This is a genomic window from Sphingomonas pituitosa NBRC 102491 (assembly GCF_001598435.1).
Taxonomy (GTDB): Bacteria; Pseudomonadota; Alphaproteobacteria; order Sphingomonadales; family Sphingomonadaceae; genus Sphingomonas; species Sphingomonas pituitosa.
Genome location: NZ_BCYY01000003.1, coordinates 1 through 18571, shown reverse-complemented (window position 1 = coordinate 18571; position 18571 = coordinate 1). Strand labels below are relative to the sequence as shown.

General features: G+C 66.4%; 20 protein-coding genes. 13 read left to right on the top strand and 7 right to left on the bottom strand.

Features of this window, described 5'->3' with window-relative positions; genetic code table 11:
• Positions 1-8: 8 nt before the first annotated feature.
• The 4 genes from SPI01S_RS04900 (at position 9) to SPI01S_RS23220 (ending at position 1818) form a co-directional block, all read left to right on the top strand.
• Positions 9-938 (top strand): amidohydrolase family protein, encoded by a 930-nt coding sequence (locus SPI01S_RS04900; RefSeq protein ID WP_066719055.1) that lies wholly within the window; start codon positions 9-11, stop codon positions 936-938.
• A gap of 129 nt (positions 939-1067) precedes the next feature.
• The gene (locus SPI01S_RS04895) at positions 1068-1442 is read left to right on the top strand and encodes a hypothetical protein (RefSeq protein WP_066719052.1); all 375 of its coding nucleotides are present in this window, start codon (positions 1068-1070) and stop codon (positions 1440-1442) included.
• 23 nt (positions 1443-1465) lie between these two features.
• Positions 1466-1699 (top strand): hypothetical protein, encoded by a 234-nt coding sequence (locus SPI01S_RS04890; RefSeq protein ID WP_066719049.1) that lies wholly within the window; start codon positions 1466-1468, stop codon positions 1697-1699.
• Positions 1696-1818, top strand: coding sequence for a hypothetical protein (locus SPI01S_RS23220; protein ID WP_281179426.1), 123 nt, complete (start codon positions 1696-1698; stop codon positions 1816-1818). The genes SPI01S_RS04890 and SPI01S_RS23220 overlap by 4 nt, the downstream gene beginning before the upstream one ends.
• 13 nt (positions 1819-1831) lie before the next feature.
• Here SPI01S_RS23220 and SPI01S_RS04885 read toward each other — a convergent pair whose 3' ends face one another.
• Positions 1832-2728: a LysR family transcriptional regulator gene (locus SPI01S_RS04885; RefSeq protein WP_218017577.1), complete on the bottom strand. Its 897-nt coding sequence runs from the start codon at positions 2726-2728 to the stop codon at positions 1832-1834.
• Between the two features lie 168 nt (positions 2729-2896).
• On the opposite strand from SPI01S_RS04885, the gene SPI01S_RS04880 reads away from it, so the two are divergent.
• Positions 2897-3505: an FMN-dependent NADH-azoreductase gene (locus SPI01S_RS04880; protein ID WP_066719045.1), complete on the top strand. Its 609-nt coding sequence runs from the start codon at positions 2897-2899 to the stop codon at positions 3503-3505.
• Between the two features lie 122 nt (positions 3506-3627).
• On the opposite strand, the gene SPI01S_RS04875 is transcribed toward SPI01S_RS04880, so the two are convergent.
• Complete coding sequence (locus SPI01S_RS04875; protein WP_066719042.1) at positions 3628-4272, bottom strand: NADPH-dependent F420 reductase; 645 nt, start codon at positions 4270-4272, stop codon at positions 3628-3630.
• A gap of 110 nt (positions 4273-4382) precedes the next feature.
• Positions 4383-4832, bottom strand: a complete 450-nt coding sequence (locus tag SPI01S_RS04870; protein WP_066719040.1) for an Rrf2 family transcriptional regulator — start codon at positions 4830-4832, stop codon at positions 4383-4385.
• 198 nt (positions 4833-5030) lie between these two features.
• Between SPI01S_RS04870 and SPI01S_RS04865 the strand changes: the two genes are divergently transcribed.
• The 3 genes from SPI01S_RS04865 to SPI01S_RS04855 all read left to right on the top strand — a co-directional run bounded on the left by SPI01S_RS04865 (position 5031) and on the right by SPI01S_RS04855 (position 7921).
• Positions 5031-5936: a LysR family transcriptional regulator gene (locus SPI01S_RS04865; protein WP_066719038.1), complete on the top strand. Its 906-nt coding sequence runs from the start codon at positions 5031-5033 to the stop codon at positions 5934-5936.
• 116 nt (positions 5937-6052) lie between these two features.
• Positions 6053-6919, top strand: coding sequence for a pirin family protein (locus SPI01S_RS04860; RefSeq protein WP_066719037.1), 867 nt, complete (start codon positions 6053-6055; stop codon positions 6917-6919).
• Between the two features lie 213 nt (positions 6920-7132).
• A complete protein-coding gene (locus tag SPI01S_RS04855) occupies positions 7133-7921 on the top strand; it encodes a hypothetical protein (protein WP_066719034.1) in 789 nt (262 codons plus the stop codon).
• Positions 7922-7928: 7 nt separating this feature from the next.
• Here the strand turns inward: SPI01S_RS04855 and SPI01S_RS04850 are convergent, their stop codons facing one another.
• Both SPI01S_RS04850 and SPI01S_RS04845 read right to left on the bottom strand, forming a co-directional pair.
• The gene (locus SPI01S_RS04850) at positions 7929-8864 is read right to left on the bottom strand and encodes a LysR family transcriptional regulator (RefSeq protein WP_066719031.1); all 936 of its coding nucleotides are present in this window, start codon (positions 8862-8864) and stop codon (positions 7929-7931) included.
• Between the two features lie 54 nt (positions 8865-8918).
• A complete protein-coding gene (locus tag SPI01S_RS04845; protein WP_066719028.1) occupies positions 8919-9824 on the bottom strand; it encodes a LysR family transcriptional regulator in 906 nt (301 codons plus the stop codon).
• Between the two features lie 114 nt (positions 9825-9938).
• On the opposite strand from SPI01S_RS04845, the gene SPI01S_RS04840 reads away from it, so the two are divergent.
• The 5 genes from SPI01S_RS04840 to SPI01S_RS04820 all read left to right on the top strand — a co-directional run bounded on the left by SPI01S_RS04840 (position 9939) and on the right by SPI01S_RS04820 (position 14145).
• Positions 9939-10580 (top strand): DsbA family protein, encoded by a 642-nt coding sequence (locus SPI01S_RS04840; protein ID WP_066719026.1) that lies wholly within the window; start codon positions 9939-9941, stop codon positions 10578-10580.
• A gap of 54 nt (positions 10581-10634) precedes the next feature.
• Positions 10635-11510, top strand: a complete 876-nt coding sequence (locus SPI01S_RS04835) for an MBL fold metallo-hydrolase (RefSeq protein WP_066719022.1) — start codon at positions 10635-10637, stop codon at positions 11508-11510.
• Position 11511: 1 nt separating this feature from the next.
• Entirely contained in the window at positions 11512-11901 is a 390-nt protein-coding gene (locus SPI01S_RS04830; RefSeq protein WP_066719019.1) for a nuclear transport factor 2 family protein, read from the top strand.
• A gap of 452 nt (positions 11902-12353) precedes the next feature.
• Positions 12354-13172, top strand: coding sequence for an AraC family transcriptional regulator (locus SPI01S_RS04825; RefSeq protein WP_066719016.1), 819 nt, complete (start codon positions 12354-12356; stop codon positions 13170-13172).
• A 31-nt stretch (positions 13173-13203) separates the two neighbouring features.
• Positions 13204-14145, top strand: coding sequence for a CPBP family intramembrane glutamic endopeptidase (locus tag SPI01S_RS04820; RefSeq protein WP_066719014.1), 942 nt, complete (start codon positions 13204-13206; stop codon positions 14143-14145).
• A gap of 409 nt (positions 14146-14554) precedes the next feature.
• Here the strand turns inward: SPI01S_RS04820 and SPI01S_RS04815 are convergent, their stop codons facing one another.
• Both SPI01S_RS04815 and SPI01S_RS04810 read right to left on the bottom strand, forming a co-directional pair.
• Positions 14555-15652: a glycoside hydrolase family 53 protein gene (locus SPI01S_RS04815; RefSeq protein WP_066719012.1), complete on the bottom strand. Its 1098-nt coding sequence runs from the start codon at positions 15650-15652 to the stop codon at positions 14555-14557.
• Positions 15652-18390 (bottom strand): TonB-dependent receptor, encoded by a 2739-nt coding sequence (locus tag SPI01S_RS04810; protein ID WP_066719010.1) that lies wholly within the window; start codon positions 18388-18390, stop codon positions 15652-15654. The genes SPI01S_RS04815 and SPI01S_RS04810 overlap by 1 nt, the downstream gene beginning before the upstream one ends.
• Positions 18391-18571 lie beyond the last annotated feature (181 nt).

The window sequence follows — 18571 nt, the reverse complement described above, 5'->3', positions numbered from 1 at the left end:
TCCGTGCCATGGCATCGGGCAAGATCGACACGCATCAGCATTTCTTCCCCAAGGCCTATGTCGATGCCGTCGGCATGGACGTGCTCGCCGCGCAGATGCCGAACAAGCGCGCGCCCGACTGGTCGCCGGAGCGGGCGATCGCGATGATGGACGCGGCCGGGATCGCGGAAGGCATATTGTCGGTATCGTCGGTGCCCAGGATCGCCGATCCGATCCGCGTCGCCCGCGACTGCAATGATGCCGCCGCCGCGCTGCGCCAGCAGTATCCGGGCCGGTTCGGCGCCTTTGCCAGTCTGCCACTGCCGGACATCGACGCGAGCCTGGCCGAGGTGTCGCACGCGCTGGATACGCTGAAGGCGGACGGGTTCATCCTGTTCACCAGCTATGACGGCGCCTATCTGGGCGACGACCGGTTCACGCCGCTGTGGGAAGAACTGGACCGGCGCGGTGCGGTGGTGCTCATCCATCCCAACGCGCCGAGCTACGCCTTGCCCGCCGTCGCGCCGGCATCGGTGCTGGAATTTCCGTTCGAGACGACGCGCACCGCCACCAGCCTGATCCTCGCGGGCGTGCTCACGCGCTTCCCGGCAATCCGCTTCATCCTCTCCCATGCCGGGGGCGCGCTGCCCTATCTGTTCCCGCGTATCGCGCTGTCGCTGAACATGATGCCCGGCGTGATCGAGCGGGTGGGCGATCCGGCGGCGGCGTTCCGCGCCTTCTATTACGATACGGCGCTGGCGGCCGGCGCGCCTGTCTTTGCCGCGCTCGAGCAGATTGCCGATCCCACGCACATCCTGTTCGGCACCGATTTCCCGATGGCGCCCGATTTCGGGCTGAAGACCTTCGCGGCCGAACTGGAAAGGCTGGATGCGCCGGGCCTGTCACGTGCCGCCATCTACCGCGGCAACGCTGCCCTGCTGCTCGACCGCGCTGCCTGAGGTGCGGCCGAACTGTTCGATTTCATCGATCGTTCCGTTCGACCTTATTCGGCTGTTTCGGAATCGGCGATGGGCCCAGTACGTCCCTGCGGCCAAGGCGCGCCGCGGCTGACGGAAAGGACTTGCGACATGGCGTATCTGGATCTGGCGTTCGACCTTCCCCGCGCCGCGATCGCTGCGCCGGCACCCCGCCACGATGCCGTGCCGCACATCGCGCCGCTGGAGCGCCAGGTGGTGCAGCTGTCCCGCCTCGACGGCCGCGCGACGCTGCGCGCACCGGGCCGGATCGACGCACTGATCGGCCTGCTGTTCGGCGGCCAGCGGACCAACGGCCTTGCCGACCCCCGGCTGGAGGCGCTGCGCCGCTACGCCGTGATGTTCCGCCTGCAGGGCGAGGCGCTGCCGCAGGCGGAAACCGATCGGCTGCTGGGCGCGGGCTTCCTGCGCGAGGCGATCGAGGAGATCCGCGAGCTCGTCCGCAACCCCCGGCCGTTCGCCGCCTGATCCGCCTGGCCAGGAGACCCGCAATGACGACCTTCACCCTCCGCAGCGGCGCCCACCACAACGCGAAGCGCCCGCCGATCAACCCGCTGCACCTGCTGGTTCGCGGATTCTACGTTCTTGCCGGCATCGCCGCGCTCGCATCGGTCTATGCGCGGCTACAGCTTGTGCTGGCGGATCCGATCTTTTCCGCGATCGCAACGCTGATGCTGGCGATGGCGTTTATCGTGGTCACGGCACCGCGCGCGCGCCGGCCATGATCTGGCTGCCGCTGTTCCTGATCCTGTGCGGCTTCACGCCGTCCCAGGCATCGCAGATCGCGACCGCGCTGGACATCATCGACCAGACCGGGTCGGTCTGCCCGGGCACGGGCGATTGACCGCGACGCGCTGCTACGCGGGTTGCTGGTTCCGCAGCCGCTCGATCAGCCATGCGGCCGCGGGCCCCGGCGGCGTGTCGCTGCGGTGGATGGCGTGCATCGTATAGTCACCCGGCGGCGCATCGGGCATGTCGAGGATCACCAGGCGCTCCGCCTCGAGATCGTCGTGCACCATCGGTTCGGGCATATAGCCCCAGCCGATGCCGGCGTTGAGCAGCATGTGCTTGGACGACACATCGGCCAGCCGCCACGTCTGGCTGCTCATCACCGCAAAGTCCTTGCCTTCGGTCAGCGGCGAACGATCGGTCAGCACCAGCTGGATATGCGCGCGCCCGGCACCGGGCAGCGTGCGCCCGGCCAGCGCCAGCGGATGGTTCTTCGCCGCGACCGGCACCAGCCGCACGGCGCCGATGGCGATCCGATCGATGCCGGCCATCGTGTCCAGCGGCCCGCTCACGCCGATGCTCGCACGACGATCCATCACCCGCTGCGTCACCGCGCCCAGCGTCTCGACCGACAGATGCAGCGACACGGTGGGGAAGGTCTGGAAGAACGCCGTCAGCGCATCGACCACCCGCGCCTGGGGCAGGAAGGTGTCGAGCACCAGGTGCAGTTCGGATTCCAGCCCCTGCAACAGCCCCTTGGTCTTGGCGCGCAGCGAGTCGATCCCGCTCGCCACCAGTCGCGCTTCGCCGACGATCATCCGGCCGGCCTGGGTTAGCTGCGGCTTGCGCGTGCCCTCCCGATCGAACAGCCGAAGCCCCAGCTGCGCCTCCAGATTGGCGATCGTATAGCTGATGACCGAGGTGGCACGGTTCAGCTTGCGCGCGGCGGCGGCGAAGCTGCCCGTCTCCACCACGGCTACCAGCACACGCAGCTGGTCGAGCGTCGGGGTTCCGGGATCCGAGATCATCGCATGTCCTTGGGCAACGCCGCGGCACCTGCCGGGTCGATCAGCATACCGATTTCATCGAATAGTTCGATCGAAACTTGGCCAGTTTTGGTGACCCCGAGCGCGCATTAGATCCCGTTCCAGAAGGCGACGAACGCATCGCGCCCGGCACCAAAGGATCTCCCCATGAAGCTTCTGCACATCGATTCCAGCATTCTCGGCGGCTATTCGGTCAGCCGCCAGCTCTCGGCCGAGGCCGTCGCCCAGCTGACCGCCGGCCGCAGCGACATCGAAGTCACCTATCGTGACGTGGCGGCCAACCCGATCCCGCATCTGTCGGGCGGCTATCTCGCCGCGTTGCAGAGCGCCGAGGCCGATCGCACGCCCGAGCTCCAGGCGGACATCGCGCTGGGTGCCGACGTGCTGGAAGAGTTTATCGCCGCCGACATCGTCGTGATCGGTGCCGGCCTGTATAATTTCGGCATTCCCAGCCAGCTGAAGGCATGGATCGACCGCGTGCTCGTCGCCGGCAAGACGTTCAGCTATGTCGACGGCAAGCCGACCGGTCTGGTGCCGGGCAAGCGCATCCTCCTCACGATCGCGCGCGGCGGCTTCTACGGCAGCGAATCGCCGATCGCGTCCTTCGAGCACACCGAAAGCTATCTGAAGACCGCCTTCGCCTTTATCGGCCTGAACGCCGAGGCGATCGTCGCGGAAGGCATTGCCGTCAGCCCGGAACACCGCGCCACGGCGGTGGAGGCAGCGCAGGCGCAGATCGCGGCGCTGCACGCCTGATTTCCGCCAGCCGCAGGTACATACGCCAGGGGAGCCGTCACGTTGGTGGCGGCTCCCCTGGTCGTTTTCACTGCAGCGCTCCAGGGCCCGCCGTCCCGGTGGGAACGGCGGGGCGAGGCCATTCAGATGCGCACGAGGTTGTGCATGGCGAGCGCACCAAAGGGCAGCGAGGCGAGCGGACCGCCGACGTCCAGCGTGCCCAGGTCGATCGGGAAGAAGCCGATCGTCTCCAGGATGGCGCGCACCTGCGTCTTGGCGTCCGCATCGTCACCCGAATAGAACAGCACACGCTGGCCACCGGCGGCTTCGGGCTCGGGCAGGACGTTGACGTCGAGATGATTGAACGCCTTCACCACGCGGGCGCCGGGAACCAGCTTGGCGACCAGGGCGCTCGAATGGGTATCGCCCAGGTCGACGGCCTTGATGCCATAGGCGGCGAGCGGGTTGCTGGGGTCGCTGGCCTCAGGCGAACCGGGTTCGAGGAAGATCACCGGATTGGTGCCGTCGATCACGATGCGGTTGTTCCAGGCAGGCAGTCCGCCGAGCACGTCCTCCAGCGCGACCCAGGGCATCGCCAGCACGACGATGTCGGCGGCGGCCGCGTCGGCTACCGTGCCCGCCGTCACCGTGTCGCCGAGTTCCGCGACCAGCGAGGCGAGCGAATCCGGGCCGCGCTTGTTGGCGAGAATGGTCGGCACGCCCTTGCTGGCAAGGGCACGGGCGACGTTCGAGCCGAGTGCGCCCGAACCGATGATACCGATAGTCATGTCATGTCTCCTGAAGAAATGGGGCATGCGAAAGGGAACGGCAGCGCCCCATGGGCTGGCCGTAACCGAAGGTGGAAAGGGTAAGGGTTGCGCCGGCTTGGGCCGGCAGATCAGCCCCGTCTGAGCGGTAGTGCGAACTTGCCCAGCCGGGCGACGTCGGCGGCGATGTCGGCGATCGTCACGCGAGCCAGTTCCGCCTCCATGGCGGCGCGGGCACCGTCGAGCACCGGGCGGAGGGCTTCCTGGATGTTCCCGCCCACCGCGCAGCCGCCCAGCGGCGGCATGCGGTGCAGCGTGAACAGCGCGGTATCCTCCACCGCTGCATAGACATCGAGCAGGCGGATCCGGGCTGCCGGCTTGGCCAGCAACGCGCCGCCGCCGGCCCCAAGCTGCGAGCCGGTGAGCCCCGCCTGGTGCAGCCGGGACAACAGCCCCCGGATCACGACCGCGCTGGTATTGGCCGATGCCGCCAGATCCTCGGATCGCAGCGGCGCGCCGTCGCCCACTGCCATGGCAGCAAGCGCGTGGACGGCAACGACGAAGCGGGAACTGGTGGGCACCTGACCGATCCTTCCGATGGTGTGTAACGATCACAGTGACAATTCACCGGGCAGGAACACGTCGTTTTGAGCGCCGCTTCCGCGGAAATCGAAGCGTCGTTGCTCCCTGCCGAGACCCAGATCGCACGCTTGCAGCGGCCGGGGCAGCCTCTATTATCCGATCGCACCCATCGAATTCCCCGATGGAAGGAGCTGCCGATGATCGACGCCATTTCGCTGGGCCAGTTGCGCGCGTTCATCGCGGTGGTGAACGAAGGCAGCTTCTCCTCGGCGGCACGTGCGCTGCGGCGGACGCAGTCGGCAGTCAGCGAATCGATCGCCAATCTGGAAGCGCAACTGTCGGTGGCGCTGTTCGATCGCACCGGCCGTTACCCGCGACTGACGCCGGAAGGCGCGGTGCTGATCGCGGATGCGCGCGCGGTGGCGACCGCGCTCGACGAGCTGCGCGCCCGCGCCAAGGGCATGGCGGGCGGATTGGAGCCCGAACTGATCGCGGTGATCGACGTGTTCGTGCCGATCGGTGTCGTGGCCGACGTTGCCGAACAGTTCGGCGTCGAATTCCCCTCCACGCCCCTGCGGCTGTATGTCGAGGCGCTGGGCTCCGCGATGCAGCCGGTGCTCGAGGGGCGGGCGGGCTTCGCCCTGGTAGGCTCGATGCCCGTGCTTCCGCCCGATGTCACCGCCGAGCGCATTGCCGACGTCAAGATGATGATGGTGGCAGCGGCGACCCATCCGCTCGCCGCGTATCGCGGCGTCATCCCGTCGGAGGAACTGGCGCGCCACACGCAACTTGTTCTCACCGATCGATCCAGCCTGTCCGAGGGCCAGCAATTCGGAGTGATAGCCCCCTCGACCTGGCGGCTGGCCGATCTCGCCGCCAAGCATGCGTTCCTGCTGCGCGGTCTCGGCTGGGGCGGGATGCCGTATCACGTCGTCAAGCAAGACCTGGAGGAAGGGCGGCTGGTCGAACTGTCGATCCAGAACGTGCCGCCCGGCGGCGCCGCGCTGCCGATGTTCGCCATCTATCGTGCATCGACGCCCCCGGGACCGGCGGGACGCTGGATGATCGAGCGGCTGAAGCATTGCGCCCAGCACGTGGAGTAGCGGCATCCATCGGGCCTACCGATAGCGGCGATCGAATATCAGTGGCTTCTGCGATAGGCGATGATCCGGCATTCCTTTCGCATCGCTCCAGAACGAGCAACGAAAGGAACGCCGCCATGAACGCACCCGCCATGATCGCCACGCAACGACGCGTCCGTTTCAAGACGTCTGGCCAGGGCCATCGCCCGATCATCCGCCTGATGAGCCCCGGCGATCTCGGCCAGGTGCTCAAGCCGTTCGTGTTCCTCGACCTGTTCTCGCCCGAGGCCGCATCGATCGGCGACATGCCGATCCACCCGCATTCGGGCATTGCCACCGTTACCGTGCTGACCGAAGGCGACCTGCATTTCGACGATCCGATCTCGGGTTCGGGGTCGATCGGCTATGGCGGCGTCGAATGGATGCGCGCCGGTGGCGGTGTGTGGCACGGCAAGGAAATGTCCAAGGGCAGCTCGCCGCGGATCAAGGGCTTCCAGCTGTGGCTGGCGCTGCCGCCCGAACTGGAGAACGCGGCGGTCGACAGCCAGTATATCGAAGCACAGGACATGCCGGTGGTCGGCCCGGCGACGGTGATCCTCGGCGAACTGGACGGCGCGGTGAGCCCGGTGCGCGCGCCGGCCGGGATCAACTATCTGCTGGTGACGCTCGCCCCGGGCGAGCGCTGGACCTACACACCGCCTGCCGATCATGATGTGGCCTGGCTGGCGATCAGCCACGGTGCGCTGGTCGGCGACCTCACGGTGCATACCGGCGAACTGGCGCTGCTCGAGGGTGCGGGGGCGATCCCGCTCGTGGCCTCGGCAGAGGGCGCCCGCTTCGTGGTCGCCTCGGCGATCGAGCATCCGCACGATCTGGTGACGGGCTATTATTCGGTCCACACCAACAAGGCGGCGCTGATCCAGGGCGAGGCGCGCATCGCCGCGCTGCGCGAGCGACTGCCGGCGCAGCGCAGCTCGGGCCCGACGCCGGTGTTTCGCGGCTGATCCGCGCGCCGTTGCCGGATACTGATCGATGGGAGCATGCGCACGCCTGTGCGGATGCTCTTTTCGTTTGTCCCCGCGCCAGTTGTTCCGCCTGGGAATAACTGAAACAACGTCTGGCCCATAGCTGCCGATTGCAGCCACTTCTACATGATGCTCGGCAGACGAGGAGGAGTAACCTCCAGATCCTGCGCCTGATGTAGGAGGATTATGACAATGGAAGTGCTTGGCTATGGCATCGGCAAAATCAATGCCGAAGCTGCGATGACGTCGGATATTGTGATGAAGTCCGATATTCCGTTCGACATGCTGAACGATTTCGTCGAGATCGAGCGGCGGGTGATGGATATTCATGCGGGCATGAACCGCAAATACACGCCGTTCCAGCATGACCCGGTGACAGGCGGGCCGCTGTGCGGCGGGCGCTATGTGTTCGACACCTGGGACAACGTGCAGAAATACTTCAAATGGACGGTCGAAGCGCTCGAGTTCGAACCCGGTGTGAAATTCTGGAACCGCGAGATTTTCCCGCAGGTCGACAAGCATATCTGGAAGGTCGTCGGCGCGCATGACTTTGCACCCGTAGAGACGCACGGCGTCAACCGCTTCGAGCGCTGGCACTATACCGGCGATGCAGACGCCACCCGGGCCGCGCTGGATACTCTCTGGCCGGTGCTGCGCGCCGCAGCCGAGCGCGCCGGTCTCGGCACGGTATGGCTGCTCGACCAGCCGGACGAAAAGCAGATCGCGATCCTCACCACCAACCGGTCTGCGCTGCTCGATACCGACATTCCGGCCCTGCGTGCTTCGGTCGAGGCGATGATGGCGATGCCGTCGCTCGGTACGCTGCTTCCCGACGGGCTTGGCCTCACCAAGGCCTTCGACCGGACAGCGCCGATCTTTTCGACATGGTTGCCGCTGTCCCGCCAGCTTCGCGGTGCGCCGGTGGCAAACCCCAGCTCGCCGGCGCTGCCCTTCCCGCGCGTTGCCGCGCAGGAAGTCTGATCGTCGATTACGCCGGTTGTCCTGGCCGGGGCGCTTTCACGAGCGTCTCGGCCAGGAAGTCGATGAACGCGCGCAGCTTGGCCGGCTGGGTGATGCCATCGGGATAGATCAGGTAGAACGGTCGAGTCGCTCCGCCATAGGCCGGTAACAGCTCGATCAGGCGTCCCGCTGCCAGGTCTTCTTCCACGGCGAACCGGTACATCTGATAAATGCCGGCACCGGCCCGCGCCAGCGCGATACCCCCCACATATTCATCTTCGCAGACGAGATTGCCGTTGGTCGCAATCTCCTTGCGGACGCCGCCCTCCCGGTAGCTCCAGGTCGAAATCCTGCCGCTGCCCGGAAGCCGGAACTGGATGCATTGATGCTGGAGCAGGTCCTGCGGGCGGTTCGGCGCAGGCGCCCGCGCGAGATACTCGGGCGCGGCGACGATCACCAGTTCGGCATCTTCCAGCTTGCGCGCGACCATGCCTGAATCCGCAAGCTCATGGCCGCGAATGGCAATGTCGAAGGCATCGTTGCCAAGGCTCACCGAACGATCGCTGATGTGCAGCCTCACCTGGATGTGCGGGAAGCGCGCCTGGAATGCCGACAGCAATCTGGGCAGTCGCCAATGGGCATAGGGGGTGGGCAGGCTCACCCGCAATTGCCCGGCCGGTTCGGCCTGCGCGTCCGCCGCTGCCTGTTCCGCACGATGGAGCAGCGCCAGCGCTTCCCGGCAATCGGCCACATAGCGATCTCCAATGTCGGTCAGACGCATCGTCCGCGTGCTCCGCAGGAAGAGCGGAACGCCCAGCCGCTGCTCGAACCGCATGATCGCCTTGCTCACCGCCGCAGGAGAAAGGCCGGACGCATTCGCCGCCTGGGTGAAGCTGCCCAGGTCGGCTGCGCTGAGCAGCAGCTTGATATGGCCGATCGTCAGGTCGTCGAAGGCGTCGTGCATGCGCTCTGTCTGCCACAATCGCCGGGCCGATGCATGCGCCCGGTCACCAGCCCTTCAGCCGCCGCCCTCTCTTGCCATCGAGCGTGTGGTGGCGACCAGCATGTCGACAAAGGCGGTCACCTTGCGCGGCCGGAAGCGCGCGGCCGGGTAGACGGTGTAAATGCCGCCGGACGGCAGCTGCCATTCGGGCAGCACATGGTGCAGGCGCCCCGATGCGAGTGCGTCCGCGACGAGATAGTCGGGCAGAACCGAAAGCCCGCCACCGCCCAGCACCGCGGCCAGTACGCCCGGCGTCGTATCGATGGCGATGCTTGCGCGCAGGCGGACCGCCTGCTGCTCGCTGTCGCCGCGCGCGAAGGTCCAGGCCAGCGGATCGCGCAGCGCCAGGTTGGCGATGAAGGGCAGGGCGGCAAGGTCGTCCGGCCGGTGCACCGCCGCGATCTGGTCGACCAGGCGCTCGCCACCCACCAGCACTTGCCGAAAGCTGCCGATCCGCCGGGCCAGCAGGCTGGAATCGGGCAGCCAGCCGACGCGGATCGCCAGGTCGATCCGGCCGTCGGCCAGATCCTGCGTCGTGTCGCCCAGCGTCAGCTCCACCCGGCAGCCCGGATAGCGAGCGGTAAAGGCCGTCACCACCGGCACGATCGCGGCGATGCCATAGTCGTTGGGCGCCGTGATCCGCAGCACGCCGGTGGGCTCGGCGACCGTCAGCGCCAGTTCGTCCACCGCCTCTTCGGCTTCGCGCAGGATCAGCACGCAGCGCGCGTGCAGCATCCGGCCCGCCTCGGTCGGCTGCACCCGCCGCGTCGTGCGGACCAGCAGGCTCGTCTGGAGGTCCCGCTCCAGCTGCGCGACCTGCTGGCTGACGACCGCCTTGGTGATGCCCAGCCGCTCGGCCGCGCGGGTGAACGAACCCGTGTCGACCACGGCGGCGAAATAGGAAAGGCGATTCAGGTTCATGATCGGCGCTCAGGCAAGGTTGATTGTTAGCCTATAGCATATAGTCTGTATCGTTTGTCGGTCTTCTTCGATCAGTCGCCGCGTGGCATATCCTGGCGCTAAGGAGACCCCGGCATGGCCCAAGTTGCACACGCCACCTATCTGTTCGATCCGCTGTGCGGCTGGTGCTACGGCGCCGCGCCGGTTCTCGCACGGCTCGCCGCCGATGCAGATCTTGCCATCGCGTATCTGCCGACCGGCCTGTTCGCCGGCCAGGGCGCGCGCGCGATGGACAAGGCCTTTGCCGCATTCGCGTGGCGCAATGACGAACGCATCGCGGAGATGACCGGCCAGCCGTTCAGCGCCGCCTATCGCGATCAGGTGCTGGGCACGCCCGGACGCTTCGATTCCGGACCTGCCACCCTGGCGCTCACCGCCGTCGCGCTGACCGCAGCCGATCGCGAGGCGGAGGCCTTGCAGGCGATCCAGGCCGCGCGCTTCGTGCAGGGACGCGATGTGACCGATCTCGCGGTGCTCGCCGAGACGCTGCGCGAGCTCGGCCTCGTCGAGGCAGCCGATCGACTGGCGCGACCCGACGACGCGCTGCACGCCGCCTGCCAGGCACGCATCGCGCAAGGCCAGGCGGCAATGCGGCGGTTCGGCGCCAATGGCGTGCCCGCCATGCTCGCCGGCAGCGGCGAGGCGCGCCGGCTGGTGCCGGCGAACGCGCTGCTCGGCGACGCGGCCGCCCTCATCGCCTCGCTCAAGACTGCCTGATCCAACGCTTTCCCCTGTTCCCGGAGACCGACCATGTTCACGAGGAGGAACGTCATGAAGACCGTAGCCGCCACCGGCGCTCTCGCCGCCGCGAGCGCCGCCGGCATCGCCAGGGCTGCCGGGCCGCTGACCTGGCACCACTTCCCCGCCGGCGAGAACGGCTTCTACCGCGCGCCGGTGCTGATCAGCGGCGGCACCGAGGCCGTGCTGATCGACTGCGGCTTCACCTTTCCGGACGGGCTGAAGGTCGCCGAGGCGATCCGCGCCACCGGCAAGACGCTGACGACCATCTATGTCAGCCAGTCCGACCCGGATTACTATTTCAGCCTCAAGCCGATCGTCGCCGCCTTTCCGAAGGCGCGCGTGATCGCCGCTTCCGCAACCGTCGCAGCGATCCGCGCCAGCGTCGAGAAGAAGCTCGCCGTCTGGGGCCCGCAGCTCAAGGAAAACGGCCCGCAGGCGCTGTCCGACATCGTGTTTCCCGAAAGCTTCGACGGCGCGACGCTGCAGGTGGACGGCGAGACGATCGAGATCCTCGCAGCGGATGGCCTCGCCAATCGGCGGACGCTGTTCGTGCCCGCGCTCAACGCGGTGGTCGGCGGCGTGCTGGTCTTCTCCGGTGTCCATGTCTGGACCGCGGACACGCCGACCACCGCGCAGCGGGCAAGCTGGCGCGCGAACCTGGCGGCACTCGCCGCGCGCAAGCCGGAAATCGTCGTCCCCGGTCATATGGCAGCGACGGCCACGACAGACAGTTCCGCCATCGCCTTCACCATCGCCTATCTCACCGCGTTCGACGAGGAACTGCCCCGCGCCGCCGATGCCGCCGCGCTCAAGGCCGCGATGGAAGCGCGCTTCCCGGGCCTGGGCATGGGCGTCGCGCTCGACATCGGTGCCAAGGTCGCCACCGGCGAAATGCAGTGGGGTTGAGATGACGAGCAATCTGGACGTGATCCGGGCGACCTATGAAGGCGCGTCGGAAGATAATGGCCGGGCGCTGATGGCGGCACTGGCGCCCGACGCGCGCTGGACCGAAGCGGCCGGCTTTCCCTATGCCGGCACCTATGTGGGGCCGGAGGCGATCGCCGCCGGCGTGTTCCAGCGCCTGGGCCGCGAGTGGATCGGCTACCATGCGGAGGTGCACAGCTACCTGGCGGATGGCGATCATGTGGCCGCGTTCGGCGTCTATTCCGGCACCTACAAGGCGACCGGCAAGGCGATGCGCGCCACCTTCGCGCACCTCTACCGGCTGAAGGACGGCAAGATCGTCAGCATGGAGCAGGTGGTCGACAGCGCGATGGTGCGGGCCGCCATGGCGTAGGACGCATACCCGCGCACGACAAATCTCTACCCGGTCAACAGCGCCCGACAACCGCTGCAGCCGGAAGCCGGCTGGCGATACGACGAGGAACAGGGCCGTTTCGTCCTGTTCCCGTTGCGTCGAGAAATGGTGCCGAGGGTGCGCGCGTTCCTGGAACTTCTGGCGGCCGAAATGCCGCCCGTGCTCTCGATGGCCACGCACTGTACCAGGTTCCGCGATTGTCGTGCGCTAGCGGCACCTGCCGACCAGCTCAAGACATTCAGTGTCGTTGATGTGAGCGTCGGCTTTTGCTGAAACCCGCCAATCGGGTCGCGCAAACCGGCCGGTCGGCTTTGCGCGCCAGTTTCAGACATTGTTGCTCTGCTAGCGACCGCCTGAAAGCGGACATAAACTCGTCACCGGTGGCAAGCCCAGACACTTGCGAACGCCCGGTTCCGCGGCAATATCAACCGATGCAGTCCAATGCGGAGAATCACGAAGCCTGTCTGCATGGTTCCGGGGTCGAGCTGGTAGAAGCGCAGCTTCGCGAGGGCGCGTTTTCGCCGCACCGCCACGATACCTATACGATCGCGCTGACCACAGCCGGGGTGCAATCGTTCAATTATCTGGGGAAGCGTTGGCAGTCGCTGCCCGGGCAAGCGGCGGTCCTGCACCCTGACGAAGTACACGATGGATATTGCTGCGACCAGACCGGCTTTTCCTATAGGGCGGCCTATGTGCCACCTGCTCACATCCAGAACGTGATTGGGGGAGCGGCGCTGCCATTTCTGGCTGAAGGTGTTTCAACCAACGCCTATCTCGTCGCCTCGGCGCTTGGCCTGATCGCGATGTGCACCGCCGAGGTTGATCTGTTCGGTTATCAGGATGCGCTCCACCAGTTCGTGTGCGCGATGCAGCGGTGCGAAGGGCGCGCGCCGCCGGCCAGGAAGAATGTCAATCGCGAAGCGGTAATGCGGGTGCGCGAATTCCTTGACTGCGTTCCGGCGCCGGGGACGAATCTCGCTCAGCTCGAAGAACTCGCCGGTTATGACCGCTGGCAGCTTTCTCGCGACTTCCGTACACTGCTGGGGACCAGTCCCTATCGCTATCTGCAATGCCGCAGGCTTGAGCGGGCTGGGCGGCTGCTGCGTGCCGGGCTGGGCATGGCCGAAGCGGCCCACGAGGCCGGATTCGCAGACCAGAGCCACTTTGGTCGGATCTTCAGGCGGACTTTCGGGACGACACCATTGGCCTGGCACCGGTCCGGGCAGCCGCGCACAATCGTTCTATAATCCGGATTGGCCCGTGGGCTAAGGGGCCGGGATGACCAACACGATCTTCTCTTCCGAACCGCATCGCGGCTGGCTGCCCTGGGCCTGGCTTTCGCCAGTGATCTGCATTTTGCTCGTCGCACTCTCCAGCCTCCCGCTCGATTTTGCCCTCGAATGGGTAGGCGCAATGAATGCCAATGGGCAGCCACGGTCCGCCGCCGGATTTTGCCTGAACCTGGCGCTGCCATTCGCGGGGATGGGGGCTGCGGTCTGGGCCTGGTCGCGGTTCGTGGAACGCCGCAGCCTCGCGACCTTGGGTTTGACCGGCACGCAAGGATTGCGAAAGTATCTGGCGGGACTGGCGATCGGGGTTGGCATGATGGTCCTAGCGGTCGTGTCGATCTGGCTCGCCGGCGGCTATGTCAGCAACGACGTCCTTCCCGCCTTTTCCTCTCCCGCATCGCTGTTCTGGATCGCGATCCTGCTGCTCGGGTTCATGTTTCAGTCGGGTGTGGAGGAATTCATCTTCCGTGGCTGGCTGCTCTCGACGGCGACGCGTCGTTGGAACCTGCTGGCGGGGTTCATCGCCAGTTCGGTAGCGTTCGCATTCCTTCACTTCTCGCCACACGAGCCGATTAGCATAACCATCTTGGCGTTCATCTTTGGGCTATTTGCTTGCACCTGGGCCTGGCGCGCCGGCAGCATCTGGGGTCTGATGGGATGGCATGCGGGCTGGAACTGGATCACAGGCGCTGGCTTTGCGTTGCCGATTACCGGGTTCGATCTGAACCTGTCGGCCCTGCTTGTGAAACTGAAGCCTGTTGGCCCGGATTTCCTGACCGGCGGCAACGCTGGGCCGGAAAGCAGCGTGCTGACGATGGCTCTGCTGGCGGTGGCAATGCTGATCCTGCTGGTGTGGCCGCAAGGTTCCCAGGCCGCTGTGCAGCCGACGCCAGCACGAGCCAATGGATCGGCAACACAAGAATCCGTGTGAAGCGCGCCGTTGAGCGCGCTTTGTCGGAGCCCCCGACCGGCGTACCGCCCGCCCCCCGATCGGCAATTTGACCCGTTACTGCGCCCGTAAACGGACAGTCCGCAATCGCCCCAACCCTTGTCGTTCCCCGATCGAGGTCCGTCGCGCGTCTCTTGTCCGCTTCAGCCGAGAGCCGACGTTCGCCGCTGGACCTGCGAACGACCGCTTCGTCCCAAGACACGTCGATTAAGGTTCGACAGATCCCGACCACAGCCGGTCATTCCTCGGCCGCGGCTGGAGGGGCTCCTTCCGCCGAAAGCGGACGAGGTGCAGTGACGCCCCATCGGACAGCCGCACCTCGCAGCACATGCCCGAACGCGGCTTCACTGGTCGGCGGCGGTGCGCCGGTGAAACCGCGTGCGGAAACGCCTTACTTCTGCGCCGGCCGATAGGCATGTCGCAAAAAGTCGAACGCGGGCAGCGCCTCGTGCTTCTTGAGATCGAACCAGGCCGCGTTTTCCCAGTTCGAGCCGGTGCCCCAGCGTGTCTTGCACGGGGTGGAGACCCAGGCCGGCTCCCAATAGACCACGCCGATGCCGCCGCTGGTCACCACCTGTTGCGTCAGGTCGATCAGGTAGCGGCGCTGGCCGTCCGGCGTCGCCGGATAGCCGGGGATCAGCGTGTCGGGGCCCAGCAGGTTGGGCGAGGCGTCGGCGCCGTCGTTGGTGAACGGGTAGGCGGTCTCCACCACGATCACGTCCGCCTTGTAGCGCTCCTTGGCCTTGGCGATCACCGTGCCGAGGCCGTCGATGCCGAGCTTCGACCATTTCCGGTAATAGCTGATCCCGATCACGTCGTAATCGAGCACGCCCGCCACCGTCGCCTGGTCGAACCACGGCATCACATTTTCCGGCTGGGCGATGTGCAGCATCACCTTCGGGCGGGTGCCGCTGGCCTTGCCGGCGTCGCGCACCGCCTTGATGCCGGCGTTGAACAGCCTGGCATTGCGTTCCCAGTGGATGGCCTCGCCGATCACGCCGCCCATCAGTTCCGGATTGGTCTCGTTGCCGACCTGCACCATCTCCGGCATCAGGCCTTGTGCGGCGAGCCTGGCCAGGATCTCGCTGGTATAGGCGTAGACGGCCTTCACCTGCGCATCGGTGTCGAGCTTCGCCCAGGCGGCCGGCGGGCGCTGCTTCTCGCCATCGGCCCAGTCGTCCGAATAATGGAAGTCGAGCAGCACCTTGAGGCCCGCCGCATGGGCGCGACGGATCGTCTTCAGCACATCGTCGTAATTGCTGTAGCGCGTCCAGTCGGGCGCGTTCCACAGCCGCACGCGGACGATGTTGCCGCCCTTGGCCTTGAGTAGCGTGAAGGGGTCGACCGGCTTGCCGCGATCGCGATAGACCGCGCCGCAATCCTCCATCTCGTTCACATAGCTGAGGTCTGCGCCCAAATAGAGCGTGTCGTCCTTCGCCGCCGGCGAACCGGCGGCGAGGGCTGTAGCGGCGAGAAGCTGGCCCAGCATCAGAAGCTGTAGCTCACGCCGGCGAGGAAGCGACGGCCGAACCGCTCATAGCGGCCCTGCAGGCGGGGATCGCCATAATAGGTCTCGAACGGCTCGTCGGTGAGGTTGTTGGCCTGGAACAGCAGCTCGACGTTCCTGAGCGGACCGTTCTGGAACTTGTACGAGGTCTGGAAGTCCAGCACGCCTTCGTTGCGCGTGTAGAGCAGGCGATCGGTGTCGCCCAGCTCGGTCGCATAGTTGCTGCGGTAGCGATAGGCGATCCGCGCCTCGAAGCCGTGCTTGCTGTAGTAAAGCGTGGCGTTGCCGACATGCTTCGAGAGGCCCGGCAGCGCCGTCGCGCCGATCGCGTTGTCACGCTCCTGCACGGTGATGTCGCTGTCGGTGTACGAATAGTTCAGATAGGTGCCGAAGCCGTCGAACGGCGCCGGCAGGAAGGTGAACGCCTTCTGGAAGGCCACTTCCACGCCCTTGATCGTGCCGCCCCGGCCGTTGATCGGCTGGGTGAAGGTGCCCTGGACGATGTTGCCGCCCGCATCGGTGAAGTTGCGGGTGGTCGTCTGGGTGGCGATGAAGGTGTCGAGGTCCTTGTAGAAGCCCGAGATCGTCAGCGCGCTGTCGCGATCGAAATACCATTCGAAGGTAAGGTCGAGCTGCTTGGCGCGGAACGGCTCGAGCAGCGGGTTGCCGCCGCTGGCCGAGGGCGCGCCGCCGCTGGTGAACACGCCCACGCCCGCGTTCAGGTCGTCGAGCGGCGCGCGCGCGATCGCCTTGCTGGCGCCGAAGCGCATCTGCAGCTTCTCGGTCAGCTTGAAGTTGAGGTTGAGGTTGGGCAGCCAGTCGGTGAAGGCATTGTCGAACCGCACCGGCGTAGCGACGGCAACCGCGCCCTGGCCGTCGATCTGGGTGCTGCGCGAGCTGGTGTCGGTGTGCACCATCCGCACGCCCGCATTGCCGGTGAGGGGGATGCCGAACAGCGTGCCTTCCAGATCGGCCTGGGCATAGGCGGCGACCGTCGATTCGCGCACCTTCCAGCTCGACGACTGGTCGAAGAAGCTCTGCTGCGGATCCAGCGAGCCGAAATAGCGGTCGATCGCGGCCGGGATGTCGATCGACAGGGTCTGCGGCACGCCGCCGAAGCCGCTGGGGAAGGTGACGTTGCCGTTGATCAGGTTCGAGGGAATCGCGACGCGGTTGGCCGCGTCGATGAAGCCGAACTGGGTGCGCTGGGTATAGTCCTTGTCGCGATCGGTGAAGCGGCCGCCACCGGTGAGGCGCTTGACGAAGCCGCTGTCGAACTCGCGCTGGATCTCGCCCTTCAGCGTCCAGAGATGGTCGTTGATCAGCGGCGCGCCGCCGCCGTTCGTCGGGATCTGGAATTCCGAGATGCGGTTGACGTTCGGATCGGTCAGCGAATGGTTGAAGCTGAAGCTCGCCGCCTGGCCCGGGGTGGTCAGGAACGTGCCGGTCGAGCCGAAGCGGTCCTGGAAGGTGAAGCCGTTCGCGCTCGCCGAGAACTCGGTGCGCAGCGTCAGGAACTGCTGGCTGCGGTGCGTGGTCGAATAGCCGGCGTCGAGGATGCCCGTCCAGCCGTCCTTCGACCATTTGCCGTTGAGGCCGCCGGCATAGAGATCGTCGGTGAAGAAGAAGCTCTCGTTCACGTTGCGCACGTCGAGGCCGAAGTCGACGCCGGTGTTGGTCGCGGTGATGCCGGTGACGTTGCCGTCGACCACGGTCGGCTTCGAGAAGCTGTTGCCGAAGGGCAGGCCCTCGGCGCGCAGGCCGCGCTGCGTCTCGGTGAACTTCACATGGCTGTAGAAGAAGTCGCCGTTCAGCTCGAACAGGCCATGGCCCGGGTTCCACTGCACCGCGGCGAGCGCGCCGTGGCGGATGTCGTCGCCGCCGCGCACCAGCGCCTCATAGCCATAGGGGATGTTGTCCTGCGCGCCGCTGTTGCCGGCCGCGCCCTTGCCGTCGCCGTTCAGGTCGGCAAAGCTGTTGGTATAGCGGAACACGTTGGTGCGCGCCGTCGCGTTCGCCTGGCGCCGACCCGAATAGCCGAGTGCCACGCCCAGCGTGTTGTCGAAGAACTGGTCGACATAGGAGATGCTGCCGATATAGCCCCATGGCTTGGCATCGGCGATGTCGGGCGCGAGATCGTTGTAGCTGGCGCGCAGGTTGATCGCGATGGTGCGCTTGCCGAAATCGAGCGGGCGCACGGTCTGCAGGTTCACCTGGCCGGCGATCGCGCCTTCCACCTGCGAGGCGGTGGGCGACTTGTAGACGAAGGCGCCGTTCAGCAACTCGGTCGGGTAATCGTCATAGCGGATGTTGCGGTTGGCTTCGGCCGAGACGACCTCGCGGCCGTTGAGCAGCGTGTTGACGAGGTTGGGGCCCATGCCGCGGATCGAGATCTGGGTGCCGTTGCCGCGATCGCGGTTGGTGGCGAGGCCGGGCAGGCGGGCGAGCGACTCGGCGATCGAGGCTTCGGGCAGCTTGCCGAGATCCTGCGCCGAGAGGGTTTCCTGCACGCGATCGGCATCGCGCTTCGATTGCAGCGCGGTGCGCAGCGAGGCGCGGTAGCCCTGGACGACGATTTCCGCCGTGTCCTGCTCGTCGGCGGCTGGCGCTTGCGGCGTGACGGCGTCCTGCGGTTGGGCATTCGTCTGCGCGAACGCTGGCGTTGCGATCGCAATCGCAAGCAGGCTCGCCGCGGCCTTGGCCGCGCCGTTGATCTTCATGGGGGTCCTCTCCCTTACCCGTGTAACGGGTGATCAATAATCGTATAAATCAGCTCTCGGGAAGAGGGCGCGGCCGCGGAGAATCAGCAATTTCCGTGAGCGTGCTAATTTTGTCACGCTTCGGGAATGAAACCTGCGCCTTGGGCGTGGACCTATGGGAGTACCTAGGGAGGGGGCCCAG

Coding starts and splice junctions, on each gene's coding strand:
- SPI01S_RS04830 (WP_066719019.1), top strand. CDS start 11,512: ATGACGAGCAATCTGGACGTGATCCGGGCGACCTATGAAGGCGCGTCG.
- SPI01S_RS04820 (WP_066719014.1), top strand. CDS start 13,204: ATGACCAACACGATCTTCTCTTCCGAACCGCATCGCGGCTGGCTGCCC.
- SPI01S_RS04840 (WP_066719026.1), top strand. CDS start 9,939: ATGGCCCAAGTTGCACACGCCACCTATCTGTTCGATCCGCTGTGCGGC.
- SPI01S_RS04895 (WP_066719052.1), top strand. CDS start 1,068: ATGGCGTATCTGGATCTGGCGTTCGACCTTCCCCGCGCCGCGATCGCT.
- SPI01S_RS04875 (WP_066719042.1), bottom strand. CDS start 4,272: ATGACTATCGGTATCATCGGTTCGGGCGCACTCGGCTCGAACGTCGCC.
- SPI01S_RS04825 (WP_066719016.1), top strand. CDS start 12,354: ATGCAGTCCAATGCGGAGAATCACGAAGCCTGTCTGCATGGTTCCGGG.
- SPI01S_RS04855 (WP_066719034.1), top strand. CDS start 7,133: ATGGAAGTGCTTGGCTATGGCATCGGCAAAATCAATGCCGAAGCTGCG.
- SPI01S_RS04845 (WP_066719028.1), bottom strand. CDS start 9,824: ATGAACCTGAATCGCCTTTCCTATTTCGCCGCCGTGGTCGACACGGGT.
- SPI01S_RS04835 (WP_066719022.1), top strand. CDS start 10,635: ATGAAGACCGTAGCCGCCACCGGCGCTCTCGCCGCCGCGAGCGCCGCC.
- SPI01S_RS04810 (WP_066719010.1), bottom strand. CDS start 18,390: ATGAAGATCAACGGCGCGGCCAAGGCCGCGGCGAGCCTGCTTGCGATT.
- SPI01S_RS23220 (WP_281179426.1), top strand. CDS start 1,696: ATGATCTGGCTGCCGCTGTTCCTGATCCTGTGCGGCTTCACGCCGTCC.
- SPI01S_RS04900 (WP_066719055.1), top strand. CDS start 9: ATGGCATCGGGCAAGATCGACACGCATCAGCATTTCTTCCCCAAGGCC.
- SPI01S_RS04815 (WP_066719012.1), bottom strand. CDS start 15,652: ATGCTGGGCCAGCTTCTCGCCGCTACAGCCCTCGCCGCCGGTTCGCCG.
- SPI01S_RS04880 (WP_066719045.1), top strand. CDS start 2,897: ATGAAGCTTCTGCACATCGATTCCAGCATTCTCGGCGGCTATTCGGTC.
- SPI01S_RS04860 (WP_066719037.1), top strand. CDS start 6,053: ATGAACGCACCCGCCATGATCGCCACGCAACGACGCGTCCGTTTCAAG.
- SPI01S_RS04865 (WP_066719038.1), top strand. CDS start 5,031: ATGATCGACGCCATTTCGCTGGGCCAGTTGCGCGCGTTCATCGCGGTG.
- SPI01S_RS04890 (WP_066719049.1), top strand. CDS start 1,466: ATGACGACCTTCACCCTCCGCAGCGGCGCCCACCACAACGCGAAGCGC.
- SPI01S_RS04850 (WP_066719031.1), bottom strand. CDS start 8,864: ATGCACGACGCCTTCGACGACCTGACGATCGGCCATATCAAGCTGCTG.